Genomic DNA, 13,192 nt, shown 5'->3' with positions numbered 1-13,192 from the left:
AGGCAGAGGGAGAAGGGAAGGTCTATCTAGAAGTCGATCGACTCTTCCCCAGCACTCACCTTTGCTCTGAAACGCTGTTGCCGCTCCCCAAGATGGGACTCGACGTGCGATCGTTTGAATGTCCGCAATGTGGGCAGATTCACGACCGCGACATCAATGCGGCAATCAATCTTAAAAATGAAGGCTTGCGGATATGGGCCTCGGGAACCGGGGCTTCTGCCAGTGGAAGGAATGTAAGTCCAAAGGGAGGTCGAATTCGTTCGACGCTTTCCGAGGCAATTCCCAGTGAAGCTGGAAGCCACTCATCAATCGCCTCGCGATGATGAGTGGTAGTTCACGGTGTGCCACGATCCGAACGCGACGGGAATCGAGGCGCTCGATCGCGTAACGATAGTCTTGCGTTTCGTCGGGAACGGTTACGCCCACACGATCGAAGTTCTCGACAAAGTCTCCCGTCGTCGTGTAGTTGGCACTCTCAAACAACACCGCCAATCGCAAATATTTGACGGGTTCTTCGTGCCATCGCGCCGTCACGCTCGCCTCTTGACGACAAGCAACGAGACTCAGTGTTAAAACGTACAGCAACGTTCGGGGCAATCGCACGTCTGTGAACGGAGAAGAAGGAAACGTTCCAGCGATCGCTTATCGACGATCGACTTCCTGCGAGATCCAGTTTAAGGCATCCTCCGCCGTCAAGACTTTACCCTCAGCGTGGGCGATCGCAATTTCAGTGAGCCAATACCCGATTTGTGGACCTTTCTCCAAAGCCGTTTTGTCGATTAAGTCTTTCCCACTGAGCAAAGGTTGGGGATGGGCGATCGCATCGTTCGGCCTCAGATAGCGCTCGATATACGGGGCGATCGTACTGAAATCGATACCCGACGCCACCGCCAACGCCGCATACGCTGGAAATTCGTCACCGAGGGCTTTAAACCAAAAATACTGTTCTCGCACGGGCATCTCCCGCAAGGTGCGATCGCAGTTCGCAGCGTTCCAAGCTTGCAGTACCGTCACGGTCGCTCGGACTTCCGCTCGCGAATACTTCAAATTTAACAGCTCTCGCTCGGCAGCTTTCTCTTCCAGCGGCACCAAACTGGCTAACTTCGCCACCGACAACCGAGTGGTTTTTAACGTCGGACGAATCGGTTGCGACAATTCTTCAGACAAGGGAGTCCAGCGTTCGGCGAATTCTTGCATCGCACGATCGAGCGATCGCAACCGTCGAACTCCAGCGTCGGTGGCGTGGGGAAACCAGACCGACAGTAACTTATCTTCCCATGCGGCTTCCAACCACGGCGTCCCGCGATCGAAACTGAATAAATAACTCAATTCCGAACACACCCGTTCGGCGGCGACGCGAGACAACAGCGGTGCTAGTTCCCGAATCGTTTGGCGAGTTTGGGACTCTAACTCGAATTCTAATTGCGCCGCCTGTCGGTATCCTCGCAACAATCGCAGCGGATCGTCTTCTAAATTGCGTCGCGACACCATGCGAAGTTGCTGGTTTTGCAAGTCCTCGTACCCGCCAAGCGGATCGACAAGCTGTCCGGTATGGGGATTGTAGGCGATGGCGTTTACGGTAAAGTCGCGGCGATGTAAATCGATTTCGAGCGTGTCGCCTTCTTGTAAGGCAAAATCGACCGTCGCGCGATCGAACGGCGACTCGCGATCTCGGGGAACCTCTGGAGACTCTGCCGATCGCTCCTCGGCGCGATCGAAGACGACTCTGGCAATTTGACGTTCGGCGTCTAACACCACAAATCCAGCGTGGTAGTGTCGGGCCAGCGATCGCGCAATTTCGACGGCGTTGGCGGGAACCACGAAATCGAGATCTAAATAATCCGATTGGCGGCCGAGAAGCGCGTCGCGAACCGCACCCCCCACCAAACAGGCTTCGGGGGGCAACCAATCCAAACTAAACGGCCAGTTTTCCGGTAACAGAACCGCAGGAATGCGATCGCGTCGCTCAACGGAATTCATTCGAGTATTTGCAACAAAACGCAATTCCCCCGAACGGGGCAAATTGAAAAGCATTCGCTAGACTAACAAAAAAGCGCAAAGACCTTTATACCATGTGTATTTGTGTTAACTGTCATTATGTCGATCGCTGCGTGACGTATCACGCCGTCGAACACCAACACCAACAACCCCATCTGACGGACGCTCCCACGTTCGAGCCAGTCGAACCGACGATTAACGTCAACATTCGCTCTGACGAGACCGAAATTCAAATGGAATGGGACGTGGTCGGCTGTGAAAGTTACCGAGAAGAGATGGGAAAATGGGCGAAATTACGTCCTGGGGAACTCGTTCCGACTTAAACTCAGGGTAAACTCTCCCCATAACCGCCTCGATCGCGTCGCGTTCGCGTCTCCTGCGCCTACGGTGCGATCGTCGATGTTGGAATCGCCCTCGGCGTTGGCGGGTTCGGTGCTACTTCTAGTGTGCCAGGTCTAGTCGCGATCGCCATCGGTGTGGCGCTTCTCTTTGGGCTGTTGTCGGTCGAGTTCGGTCGTCGATTTTGGGATATCCTCTTACGGGGGCTGTAAGGCGATCGTGCGTTAATCGACCCCAACCGTTTCTAACGTCTAAACCGCAAACTCTTGACAATGAACGACCTATACCGTCTCGCTAGCACCGTCTCGGCGATCGCCGGAATTCTCGCCGTTCCCATCGCCTCAGTTCGCGCGCAAATTCCGTATCCTCCCGAGGTTATCGACGAGTTCGTCGCCGCCTGTGTCAGTCAAGATATCGATTACGCCGCCGAAGTCTGTCAGTGTACCATCGGGGACATCCAGCAACAATACAGCTTTGCTGAATTCGAGCGCATCAGCAGCAACGCCGAACAGGGAAACGGCGTTCCCGTGGCCATGTCCGATCTGTTTCTCAACTGCTACGCCAGTGTGTCTCAACGCTATACGGGTTCGGCCTACCCCCCACACGTCGTTGAGAACTTTCTCGCCAGTTGTGCGGCTGACGGAACGGCCGAGATGCGATCGGCGTGTCAATGTACCATCGACGAAATTCAACAGCAGTATACCTTTGCTGAATTCGTCGCCTTCGATCGCTCCGTGGCCGCCGGAAACGAACCGCCTCCGGCCATGATGGGGATTATTGAAGCCTGTTTGGGACAACTGTAACCCGTTTCGCATCTCGGCCGGTTTTCTCGCGGTTGAGGCGGAAGGGGTGGAAACGATCGTGTACAGTAATAGCGTCTGCTTTGCACGACCTCACTAAAACGAAAAGCCAATGCAACACTTTCAACGTCGGGCGATCGCGATCGGACTGGGGTTCGTTACGACCGTCCTCGCCGCCTGCGAAGATACGACGACTGACTCGGGGTATCCTCAATCGACTATCGACGGCTTTATCGAGAGTTGTATGGGCGATGCGGGCGAGTTAGAATACGCCCAAGAATTGTGTGAATGCGCGATCGCTCGGATTCAGGAAGAGTATCCGTTCGAGGAATATCGGGAAATTAGCGATCGCGTCAACGCCGGAGAAGCGCTTCCCGAGGAAATGCTCGATATCACGGCGTCCTGTTACTCTCAAATTTCTCAAGAAAAAACGGGTTCGGCGTACCCCCAGCAGGCGATCGACAATTTTCTCGAAAGCTGTACCGCTGGTGACGCGTCCCGCCAACCCGTCTGTCAGTGCGCCATCGATCGCATTCAAGAAGAATTTTCCTTTGAAGAGTTTATTCGACTCGATCGCGCCGTGGGAGAAGGCGGCCAACCGCCAGCCGAAATTACCACGATTATGGAAGCCTGCGTTCGCACTCCCCAATAATCCCTCGAGATCGGTCGATTTTTTTTTGACTTTTATGTCGTTTTGTGGTAATGACCTGAAGGTTTACCGATCGCCCAACACCTCCTCCAACGCCCGATCCCACGTCCGAGCGATTTTGCGATGTCCCTCACGATTGGGATGAATCCCGTCAGCCAAATCCTCGACGGTCAGTTGGCTGTAGACATCCACGAAGGCAACGCGATCGCCACGATCGCGCCGTCGATCGACGAGTTCGGCGATCGCCCGATTGTAAGCTTCGACGCGAGCGTTTAACATCGGTTGATCGATGGGGGGAATCGAACTGACGAGAATTCGCGCCTGGGGTGAAGCCTTCAACACTTCGTCAATTAACGCCTCGAGTCGCGTCGGTGCCAGATCCACCGCGTATCCCTGCACCATATCGTTGGTACCGATGAGGAGCAACACCAAATCCGGTTGAGTTTGACTCACCCAACGAGACACACCTCGCTGGAGTTCGTCGATACGCCATCCCGAATGTCCCTGATGGTCTTTATCGGGGAGTATGTCGGGGCCGTTAGCTTGCGTTCCCACAAAATCGATCGCGTAGCCGCGATCGCGTAAATGCTGCCACAAATCGATGCGATATCCCCCCGGAACGTTGTACCCTTCCGTGATGGAGTCCCCCAAGGGCATGATTTTCAGCGGTTCGTTCGTCATCGGTTCGGTCGTCGGATAGTTCCTACATCCTCCCCAGGATATCGCCAAGAGCATGGAAATTCCGAGCCAAACCCACCGCCTTCTCATGGCTGCTACTCCTCAACCAGACTGTTGTGCGAAGGGTAAATCCGCGTTAACGGCCTCGATTTCCTGCTGTTCTATCTCGTTGACTTCCTGAAGGTAGGGAACGAGAATTTTCGAGAGCCGTTGGTTGTAAAACCGATGCAAACTGGTGTTAGGCGTGGCGGGAAACCCCCGACGTTTTTTGTGGCGTCCCCCCGCTCCAGGGTCGAACTGACTGATGCCGCGATCGATGGCCCATTCGATGGGACTGTAATAACAGACGTTGAAGTGCAAACAGTCGATGTCGCCGCGACTTCCCCAATAACGACCGTAGAGGCGATCGCCTTTCGTCAAACAAAACGACATTCCTACCGGGTGGCGATCGTCGTCATCCTCACCGTAAGCGGCGATAAACAACACGCGATGGCGATAGTTGTGGTAAAGCTGCTCGAAAAAGCGTTTCGTCAGATACTTACTGCCCCACCAGCCAAACTTATCGCAGGTGTTCTCGTAAAAACGATACATCAGCGGAAATAGAGCGTGAGGAATCTCGTCCCCAGCGAGGGCTTTCAGTTGCAACCCCGCCTTCGACATCGCCTTGCGTTCCCGTTTGATATTGCGGCGTTGGTTGGCGTTGAAAAATTTGAGATAGTCATCGAAACTGCGAAAATTGTGGTTGCTCCAAATGTAGCTGTGATGGAGCCAGGGGGTACAACCGTGACGTTGCAGGCGGTGAATCCACGTCGGATCGACATAGAGAAAGTGACAGCCACTGATGTTGTTGCGATCGCAGAAGCGATCGATTTCCGCTAACATCAACTCGATCAGAGCCTCTTCGTCTTCGTTAGGTGCCATGAGAAAGCGATAGCCCTCAGCCGGGGTAAACGGACTCATCCCCAACAGCTTCGGATAGTATTCGATTCCCAAACGATAGGCGAGATCGGCAAACTGATGGTCGAAGACGAACTCGCCGTAACTGTGACTTTTCAGGTACAGCGGGGCCGCGGCCACTAAGGAGCGATCGCGCCAAACCGTGAGGTGACAGGGCGTCCACCCCGCCTTACTCGTCGCACTTCCCGAAGACTCGAGATCGTGCAACCAGTCCCACTCGAAAAACGGCGTCGTTAGGGGTTGGGCGAGAGGTTCCCACGCGGCTTTCGGAATTTCGGCAATTTGATGAATCCAAGCGACGGAATAGTTGGCGGCGATCTGTTTCATCGTCTTCGATCGTTCGTTGGCTCTGACGGGGGTTCTTTAAGTCGGCTCTTCCGATTTTGTTATGCAAGAAATCGCTGAAACCCTTGCAGGGCAGGAGTTTTTGCTAAACTGTATAAAAATGACGCTCAAATCGCGAAATTCATTTCCAGATATAGACTACAAGCATTTACCCTACACACCAAGGTCGGAAGAGCCTTTAAGTCTTCTTCAATTAGTAAGCTCACCCCGGTCTGAAGACGCGGAGCTTTCGCACTAACCCGTTACACTATCTAGCAGAGAGCAAGATAGAGGGTTGCGCGTTTCGAGAAGGCTTACAGACTCCCCCAAGCGTTTAATCATCGTCGCACCGTTCAAATCAGCATCTCCTTTCCAACCGCAAATCCCCCCAACCCCCCTTAGAAAGGGGGGCAACGGGGGGATGCCCGAACGGTAGGACTTTCCTTTCTGGGGATGAATATGCAGGCAGTTATGGCAGGTTTGCGAGGTATACGCCGGTGGAACAGTGATTACGTCGACAGCTTCTTTGATGGCTTTGTAGTCGATAAACAGCCGCAGTTGATAAAACGCCCAAGAATTTGAACGACGGCGCTCAGTCTTACTGCGGGGTTGGCAGTTCGTTCGTTCTCGAATCCCCGTTAAGTCTTCGAGGGCGATAATCGACTGAGTTGCTTTAGCACGGCGGACGATTTGTTTGGAAATGTTGTGGTTCACCCAACTCTGATAGCGCCTCTCTCTTCCCGATAGCCGTTTCAGAAGCCGCTTAGCTCCCTTTGTGCCTTTCGCTTGGACAGAGGCTCGAACTCGAGCAAACCGCTCTCGAATTTTGTTGACGGACTCCCCACTCCAACTTTGCCCCTCGGAGGTGACGGCGATATCTCGGCGACCGAGATCGACACCGATAACATCCTTGGGTTTTTGGGGTGGCGGTACGTCGTCTTTAACTTGGATGTGGATATACAGCTTTCCGTCTCGATGTTTGGAGAGGGTCGCTGAGGTGGGGGTTTTCCCCTTGAGTTTACCAATTTGATAGTTTCCTAAGACCAACGGAATCCGTACTCGACCTTCAACCGTAGACAGGCTAACGGTTTGGTCTTTTTCCTGATAGGAAAATACCCGTGCGTCGTAGTCTGCTGAAGTGGGTTTGAACTGTTTGACCGGTCGTTTTTTGAGTTTTGCCGTTTTGCGATTGGCAGCGACGCGGGCGCAGGCTCTCACCGCCAGATTGGCTGTTAATCCAAACTGTTCTCGAATCGCTTTGTAGACTTCTCCTTGAATGCGATTCTTGTTCGTAATTTTAGGGTTGACCGTCTGGTTGGCAAAATTGCAAGCCTTAGCGAATGCCTCCAGAGTCGCATCGAGTTTGTAGCTCTGTTCTGGAGTCGGGTTGAGTTTGCAGACAATGGTTAAGACTTGCTGTTCCATGCCCTTATTATACACCTAGGTGAGATTGATTAGGACTCGGCGCTCTTATACCGCTCGGGTCGATTTTCCTCCCCGCTCTGAAGAGACGGGGCTTCCAATCTCCCGACTCTCCTCGTGAACTAGAAACTCTGTTTTGGCCGACCCTCAGTCGTATCTTTTTTCGTCTCCTCGGCGATCGACCGCAGCCACTCATTTTTATGTTGCCTATAATGGGAAAGCTCAAACCTTAGTTTTTCGCAAGTTTTCGATAACCCTGATTGAGTTTTACGTAAAATCACGCAAAATTCACGATTTCACCTCCGTAAATCTCCCGAATTGCTGACCGTATTTATACGGATGTTTTTCAAAAGAAAGAGGTGAATTCGGAAAGATCTCAGTGTGAAGCATCCGAGTCGATCTAGTTTCCGTCGTCTCTTTTTTCCCAATTTTGTTGTTGTTTTCGCAAATTTGTCGTTTACACGATGAAGATCCAAAAAAATCCCCCGTTCCCCTACTGGCTGTTTTTGTTACTGTTTACATTGATGGGGTTTGGATTGTGGCTGTGGGTTTCCCACGTCGAACGCCAACGCCAGCAAGCCGTCGCCGACTGTTTGTCGATGCAACTGCAAGCTAACCCCGATCTACAAAAAAATCCCCAAAAACTTGAAGATATTTCTTCGACCTGTACGACGAAATGCCTGCAAGGGGAACTGACAGGATGTCAGTGATACGCTCGGTGGGGGAAGGATGTGTCTATCCTTCCCAATCGGGACAAGTTTCGCCGTCCCAGCCGTAAGGGTGCATCCCACACACCAACAAGCTTTCACCGTACATCTGGCCGTGATAGTGTTGACAGCCGCGACAGGCCGGATGAAACGTTGAAGTCGGTCGAAAATAGGTAACGGAGACGAACGGATCGCTGTCCTCGTCAAAATTATCGAAGTCCCAATGCAGCTCGAAATCGCCATCGATCTCGAACCAAACGCGCAACCAATCGTCTAACGCGCGATCGATCTCCCGGCTCATATCATCGAGGGGAAAGACTTGCGCGATCGCCTCGTATAAGTCCTCAGAAATCGCCTCAGAGGTCGCGAACCAGCTATCGACTTGTTTCTCGAGCTCCTGGTTCGCTTCGTCTACCCACGCTTCAAACTCGTCACAGGCCCGATCGATCGCTTTCCAAAATTCTGTCGTCCAGTCTTCCATAACGTATCGAACTCAACTTATCAGTCTTGCTTCAGGTGTTTCAGTTCTTCCTCGAGGTCTCGGACTTGTTGGTGTAATTCGTCCATTTCAGAGCGATCGGAAAGTTCGGGTCGCGTCGGTTCGACCTCTTCTTCCTCATCTAAAATTTCAATGCGACGGGGTTCCTTGGGACTGTCCGAGATGTCCTGAGACTGATGTGTTCGCTGTCCCTGCTGCATAATATCTTCGACGAACCGACGAGCCTCTTCCGAATTCATCTCGCCCCGTTCGACCAGTTCGTCCGCTAACTTCTGGGCTTTTACCCGAAGTTCGTTGGCTTGTTCGCCTGCATAGGAGGCCAAGCCCACACCGAGATAAAACGCCTTTTGAACCAAGTCTCCAAATCCAGCCATACTCACCTCTGCGATATATCTCTCCCTCCAGCGTAACTTACAGGACTCGCTTCCGGGGAGGTGGGGAGATGATGAGGTGAAGCCGTTAACTGTGGCTTCGCTGCGTGACGAGTGGGCCAGTTTCGCCGCATATTTCGAGTGTCTTTAGGTCACGCGACAACTCTTGACTCTTCACTCTTCCTTGAAAAAGGGCGACCCGGAGTTCACGCCTATTACGAGCATCCCGTATTGCTGCTACCTTCCGGTCCTGACAAGGTTTGAGCGTCGTAATCGCATGAGTCCGGGTCTATAGTTAATATAACACGATGGCGTCCAGTTTTATCAATGTGGGAAGAAAGTTGACATCCTCACCGCCCTGGAAGGACGGTGATTCCCAAACCTCGCGATTTGGGTTCCTGCTTCCTTCTCTCTCGAGTTTTTCGCAGTTGCTCTCCGGATCGAGATCCTTCAAGTCTTCGTCCTCTCGGATGCAAGCTCCGAGAGCTGCGAAGACTGCGTCTTACACTCGCTTCACAGGCTGTAACGGTGTGTCCCACCGCCAAAATTCCAATTCAATTGGAGTTTTAGGCAAACTTACTAACTTGGGTTTCGTTAGCCAGTTTAACCATTCACATCCATTGTACTGTAAAGCCGCCCTAGAAGGCTTGCCCTGAGCTAAGTCGAAGGGGCGGGGTTTCAAACCCAAAATTTTCGATGAGGAGAGGCGATCGGGTGATGTGAAATTTCCTATCATCCCATCATCCCATCATCTCCTCTGACGGTTCGACAACCACACACCATTCATAGAGATCGTAAGTGACGCAGTTGTTGACGACGAGGGGGTCGCGTTCCACGATCGCCTTGGCTTCCTCCATCGATTCGGCCTCGAACAGTAACATTCCGCCGCCGCGACATCCCCAGTAGCCACTTTTGGCGTTGTGACCCTTTGCGATTAAATCTTTGACGTATTCGATATGCGGCCGAACGTAGCGATCGAACGTAGACTTTTCAACGATACCGGTTTCGATTTTGGCAAACCAAGGCATGGAACGACAGTTAAATCCAGATTCTGAAAAACTCAGTCTCTACTTTATCGCGTTACTTCCACCGTTAACCGTCCGACGGGAGATTACCCAACTCAAGGAATATGTCCGCGACACCTACAACAGTCAAGCAGCCTTGAAATCGCCCCCGCACGTGACGTTACAACCGCCGTTCAAACGCACAGAGTCGGAAATGTCCGAGGTGAAACGCCAGTTGGCGGAGTTTGCGGCGAGTTATCCGCCAATTCCGATGAGGCTGTCGGGATTTGCTGCGTTTCCACCGCGAGTGGTGTTTGTCGATGTCGTCCATACGCCGGAATTGATGGCGTTGCAACCCGCTCTCGCCTTGCATTTGGAACCGTTCGAGTTAAACGACGATCGCACACGAAGCCGTCCTTTTCGTCCCCACGTCACTATCGCCTTTCGGGATCTCAAACGCAGTCAGTTCAAGCGGCTGTGGGAGGAGGTGAAAGAAAGAGCGATCGAATACGAGTTTCTCGTTCCCCACCTGACGCTGTTGAAACACGACGGACGACGTTGGAACGTCGAAATAGAATTTCCCTTCGCCTCGCCAACAACACCATAAAAAATCACCCGGACGCAACGTCCAGGCGATCGAGGGTCAACCTCTTGATGGAAACCCCAAAAACCCAAGAAACTCCAGAACTTAAGCCTCTTGCTGGCGGCGAGATTTTACAGCCACCAATCCCATCAACCCGAGAGCCATTAACATCGACGGTTCGGGAACGTCGGCTACGTCGCCGGGTTCGTCGGGAATTGCAGCAAAGGTTCCCGTCATTCCCACGCCATCGTTGAAGCATTCGAGGAACGCATGGGCGATCCATTCGGTGGCTTCTTGTCCGAGGAGAGAGCGATCGAAGCTGAAGGCGATCGTGTTCGATCCTTGACCTCCAATATTTCCAGCCCAGTCGAGTTCCAAACCGCTGGTGTCGGAAATCAAGTTGATGTCGCCCAAGCGTCGATCGTAGCTGTTGATGACGTTCTTCGCGTTGCTGTCTCCGAAATAGTTTTTATCGAGGCTGGCATCACCATAGTTCGGGTTGCGAACAGCTTTTTCCCAGTCCGTCAAACTCGAATACCCGTGGTTCGCACCGGCAACTGATTTACCCGTGACTCCCATATACACGCCCGTTTCTCCAGGGGTAGAAGAATAGGAATAGACATCGCCGTCGATTCCAGAATCGTTCGTACCATCAAAGCGAATTCCCAGGACTTCTCCGGTTTGGAACGACTGATTAATAGTTTGAGTGGGATTGAGGTTAATAAACAGATCGCCCCAGTTAATGTGTCGATCTTTAACCTTGCTGTTATTTTGATAGGATCCGCCCAAGGGCATATTTCCGTTGAGGGCAAACGTCACTGTATCGCCGTCGTCGCGGTAAGCCATGCCGAAGACTTCCATGGAGTTGTCACCGGATTTGTCGGTGAAGCTGTCTGCCTGATACGTCCACAGGCTACCGGCTCTAGCGGCTGGGGAGAGGGCAGAGAGCGTGGCGACGGTTCCCACAGCGATCGCTGAAACGCGCATGATTTTTCCAAACGACATGGTAAGTTCCTCTACTCTTTCTGTCTTTAAAAAAAAATGGATAACACCCTTTAGATTTAGTATAAAGACTTTAGCTTTTTATTAAATAAAGTTTTAGCAAAAAATGACATGAGAATTTTAAAGATATCGAGCGATTTTCAAATCAAAAAAAGTTATTTTATCCGAACAAATACAGTAACTTAACATTTTGTGATGACAAGATTGCAAAAAATATGCGATTTTTAAGTAAATATACGTAATCTAAGAAAAATAAAATTTCCGTATTTGTAAGGAAACTATCTAGTTTAAAACACTGAGATCTTGGAGATGCGAGAACAGAATCGAGATCGAACTGCGGAGACGGCTACCGAGATCGGCGACAGTCTCGTCTGGATCGACGATCGCCCCTCGGAGACTCCCCCCGTGCTGTAGCATTAACATGGCGATTCCCCTACAGCCGACTGCTGCTGTATCGATAATGCGTTTGGGACTGCGAATGCTCCGCTCTCTGCTGTTTGTTTACGTTTGCCTCTGTCTGTACGCCTACTTCGGTAGCGATCGCTCCATCTTCCTTCCCCCCGAAGCCAGCTATCGCGACAGCGAAGCGATCGTCAAAGTCCCCATCGGCGACGGCCGAGACATCTCAGCAATTTACCTTCCCAATGCTGAGGCTCGCTACACGATTCTCTACAGTCACGGGAACGCTGAAGATCTCGGACAGATTTTGCCAGTTCTCATCGAACTGCAAGGGTTCGGATTTGCCGTCTTCGCTTACGACTATCTCGGCTACGGAACCAGCGACGGTAAACCCTCAGAACGGAATACTTACTTAAGTATCAACGCGGCCTATCGCTACCTCACCCAAACACTGGAGGTTCCCCCGAGTCAGATTATCCTTTACGGGCGATCGCTCGGTGGCGGACCGTCGATCGACCTCGCCTCGCGAGAAGCGATCGCCGGACTGATCGTCGAAGGCACCTTTATCACCACGTTTCGCGTCGTCACGCGGCTTCGTATCGTCCCCTTCGATAAGTTCGACAACCTGTCTAAAATTCCCAACGTCTACTGTCCGGTCTTGGTGATTCATGGAACCGACGACGAAGTGGTTCCCCTCTGGCATAGCGAACGATTGTTTGAAGCGGCCAACGAACCGAAACAGAACTATTGGGTCGAAAATTCCGGACACAATAACTTACAAGAGGTTGCTGGGGACGAATATGAAGTGGCGTTACAGTCGTTTCTGAAATTAGTTAAAAAAGCGCAGGAGTAATTTCGAGCGGCGATCGCACCTGTCCGATCGTCAAACGTCAGGCGATCGTCAACAAATGAGTAGCCTCGCTTATCTCGCGTTCAAAGAGTAGGTCGATCGCACCGTTCGGCACAACTATAATGTAAAGAAAACCATCCGAGCGATCGCTCTGAAGCCACACACAAAACATCTCAACAACCGTTCTAAAAATGTCCGACCAACAACATCCCCAAGCCAAAACCGATCGTGCCACTGTCAACGCTCTGTTAACCAGCGAACCCAACAATTACAACTTCGCCGAACTCGCCCGGTTACGCGTTCGCTATAACGGATTTCCCGGTGCTAGAGATATCCAAGCAGATTTAGATCGGATTTTGAAACAATGGAACCTCGACGAAGAGGCATTATTCGAGCAGACACGACTACTCCACGCCAGCAGTCGCGTGTTTAAAGTCGGCTCTCACAAAAAGGACGAAGAAGATTGGAGTTGATACCGGAATCCGAATCTCAACGCTGAGCGAAGTCGAGGACTCAAATACTGGTTTTCCTCGACCCGAAAAGCCCCTCTCTATCCCCCCAACCATCCCCCCAACCATCCCCCCAACCCCCCCTTCAAAGGGGGGCGAAG

General features: G+C 52.0%; 17 protein-coding genes and 1 other RNA gene. 9 read left to right on the top strand and 9 right to left on the bottom strand.

Annotation, left to right across the window (positions count from 1 at the left end):
• Together GEI7105_RS35110 and GEI7105_RS35105 are read left to right on the top strand one after the other, a co-directional pair.
• Window positions 1–323, top strand: a 323-nt coding sequence (locus tag GEI7105_RS35110) for a zinc ribbon domain-containing protein (RefSeq protein WP_144053936.1), incomplete at its 5' end; no start/stop codon positions are given.
• 16 nt (window positions 324–339) lie between these two features.
• On the top strand, window positions 340–573 hold the full coding sequence (locus GEI7105_RS35105) for a hypothetical protein (protein WP_071592027.1): 234 nt from the start codon (window positions 340–342) through the stop codon (window positions 571–573).
• Between the two features lie 69 nt (window positions 574–642).
• On the opposite strand, the gene GEI7105_RS0116640 is transcribed toward GEI7105_RS35105, so the two are convergent.
• The gene (locus GEI7105_RS0116640; protein WP_017661564.1) at window positions 643–1,980 is read right to left on the bottom strand and encodes a tRNA nucleotidyltransferase/poly(A) polymerase-related protein; all 1,338 of its coding nucleotides are present in this window, start codon (window positions 1,978–1,980) and stop codon (window positions 643–645) included.
• A gap of 92 nt (window positions 1,981–2,072) precedes the next feature.
• On the opposite strand from GEI7105_RS0116640, the gene GEI7105_RS0116635 reads away from it, so the two are divergent.
• The 3 genes from GEI7105_RS0116635 to GEI7105_RS0116625 all read left to right on the top strand — a co-directional run bounded on the left by GEI7105_RS0116635 (window position 2,073) and on the right by GEI7105_RS0116625 (window position 3,789).
• Window positions 2,073–2,321: a Ycf34 family protein gene (locus GEI7105_RS0116635; protein WP_026097722.1), complete on the top strand. Its 249-nt coding sequence runs from the start codon at window positions 2,073–2,075 to the stop codon at window positions 2,319–2,321.
• Between the two features lie 288 nt (window positions 2,322–2,609).
• A complete protein-coding gene (locus GEI7105_RS0116630; RefSeq protein WP_017661562.1) occupies window positions 2,610–3,140 on the top strand; it encodes a hypothetical protein in 531 nt (176 codons plus the stop codon).
• A gap of 109 nt (window positions 3,141–3,249) precedes the next feature.
• Window positions 3,250–3,789 (top strand): hypothetical protein, encoded by a 540-nt coding sequence (locus tag GEI7105_RS0116625; protein WP_017661561.1) that lies wholly within the window; start codon window positions 3,250–3,252, stop codon window positions 3,787–3,789.
• 63 nt (window positions 3,790–3,852) lie between these two features.
• Here GEI7105_RS0116625 and GEI7105_RS30960 read toward each other — a convergent pair whose 3' ends face one another.
• From GEI7105_RS30960 to GEI7105_RS0116610, 3 genes are all read right to left on the bottom strand, one after another.
• Window positions 3,853–4,554, bottom strand: coding sequence for an SGNH/GDSL hydrolase family protein (locus GEI7105_RS30960; RefSeq protein ID WP_083862408.1), 702 nt, complete (start codon window positions 4,552–4,554; stop codon window positions 3,853–3,855).
• A gap of 12 nt (window positions 4,555–4,566) precedes the next feature.
• A complete protein-coding gene (locus tag GEI7105_RS0116615; RefSeq protein ID WP_017661559.1) occupies window positions 4,567–5,748 on the bottom strand; it encodes a GNAT family N-acetyltransferase in 1,182 nt (393 codons plus the stop codon).
• Between the two features lie 252 nt (window positions 5,749–6,000).
• Window positions 6,001–7,170, bottom strand: coding sequence for an RNA-guided endonuclease InsQ/TnpB family protein (locus GEI7105_RS0116610; RefSeq protein ID WP_017661558.1), 1,170 nt, complete (start codon window positions 7,168–7,170; stop codon window positions 6,001–6,003).
• A 461-nt stretch (window positions 7,171–7,631) separates the two neighbouring features.
• On the opposite strand from GEI7105_RS0116610, the gene GEI7105_RS0116605 reads away from it, so the two are divergent.
• Entirely contained in the window at window positions 7,632–7,877 is a 246-nt protein-coding gene (locus GEI7105_RS0116605) for a hypothetical protein (protein ID WP_017661557.1), read from the top strand.
• Between the two features lie 25 nt (window positions 7,878–7,902).
• Here the strand turns inward: GEI7105_RS0116605 and GEI7105_RS0116600 are convergent, their stop codons facing one another.
• The 4 genes from GEI7105_RS0116600 to GEI7105_RS0116590 all read right to left on the bottom strand — a co-directional run bounded on the left by GEI7105_RS0116600 (window position 7,903) and on the right by GEI7105_RS0116590 (window position 9,772).
• Window positions 7,903–8,355, bottom strand: a complete 453-nt coding sequence (locus tag GEI7105_RS0116600) for a hypothetical protein (protein WP_017661556.1) — start codon at window positions 8,353–8,355, stop codon at window positions 7,903–7,905.
• A gap of 20 nt (window positions 8,356–8,375) precedes the next feature.
• Window positions 8,376–8,747 carry a phasin family protein gene (locus tag GEI7105_RS0116595; protein WP_017661555.1) on the bottom strand — a complete coding sequence of 124 codons (372 nt, stop codon included), beginning with the start codon at window positions 8,745–8,747 and terminating at the stop codon, window positions 8,376–8,378.
• A 190-nt stretch (window positions 8,748–8,937) separates the two neighbouring features.
• Window positions 8,938–9,034, bottom strand: an RNA gene (gene ffs, locus GEI7105_RS35100) — signal recognition particle sRNA small type.
• 450 nt (window positions 9,035–9,484) lie between these two features.
• The gene (locus tag GEI7105_RS0116590) at window positions 9,485–9,772 is read right to left on the bottom strand and encodes a YciI family protein (protein WP_017661554.1); all 288 of its coding nucleotides are present in this window, start codon (window positions 9,770–9,772) and stop codon (window positions 9,485–9,487) included.
• On the opposite strand from GEI7105_RS0116590, the gene GEI7105_RS0116585 reads away from it, so the two are divergent.
• The gene (locus GEI7105_RS0116585) at window positions 9,771–10,355 is read left to right on the top strand and encodes a 2'-5' RNA ligase family protein (RefSeq protein ID WP_017661553.1); all 585 of its coding nucleotides are present in this window, start codon (window positions 9,771–9,773) and stop codon (window positions 10,353–10,355) included. The two genes, GEI7105_RS0116590 and GEI7105_RS0116585, sit on opposite strands and share 2 nt — an antisense overlap.
• A gap of 81 nt (window positions 10,356–10,436) precedes the next feature.
• Here GEI7105_RS0116585 and GEI7105_RS0116580 read toward each other — a convergent pair whose 3' ends face one another.
• Entirely contained in the window at window positions 10,437–11,336 is a 900-nt protein-coding gene (locus GEI7105_RS0116580; RefSeq protein WP_017661552.1) for an XDD3 family exosortase-dependent surface protein, read from the bottom strand.
• A 418-nt stretch (window positions 11,337–11,754) separates the two neighbouring features.
• On the opposite strand from GEI7105_RS0116580, the gene GEI7105_RS0116570 reads away from it, so the two are divergent.
• On the top strand, window positions 11,755–12,585 hold the full coding sequence (locus GEI7105_RS0116570; protein WP_245555425.1) for an alpha/beta hydrolase: 831 nt from the start codon (window positions 11,755–11,757) through the stop codon (window positions 12,583–12,585).
• Window positions 12,586–12,773: 188 nt separating this feature from the next.
• A complete protein-coding gene (locus GEI7105_RS0116560; protein WP_017661548.1) occupies window positions 12,774–13,055 on the top strand; it encodes a DUF3288 family protein in 282 nt (93 codons plus the stop codon).
• Window positions 13,056–13,192 lie beyond the last annotated feature (137 nt).

This window comes from Baaleninema simplex PCC 7105, from assembly GCF_000332355.1.
In the GTDB taxonomy this organism is placed as follows: domain Bacteria; phylum Cyanobacteriota; class Cyanobacteriia; order Cyanobacteriales; family Geitlerinemataceae; genus Baaleninema; species Baaleninema simplex.
This window is presented reverse-complemented; position numbering and strand designations above follow the sequence as displayed.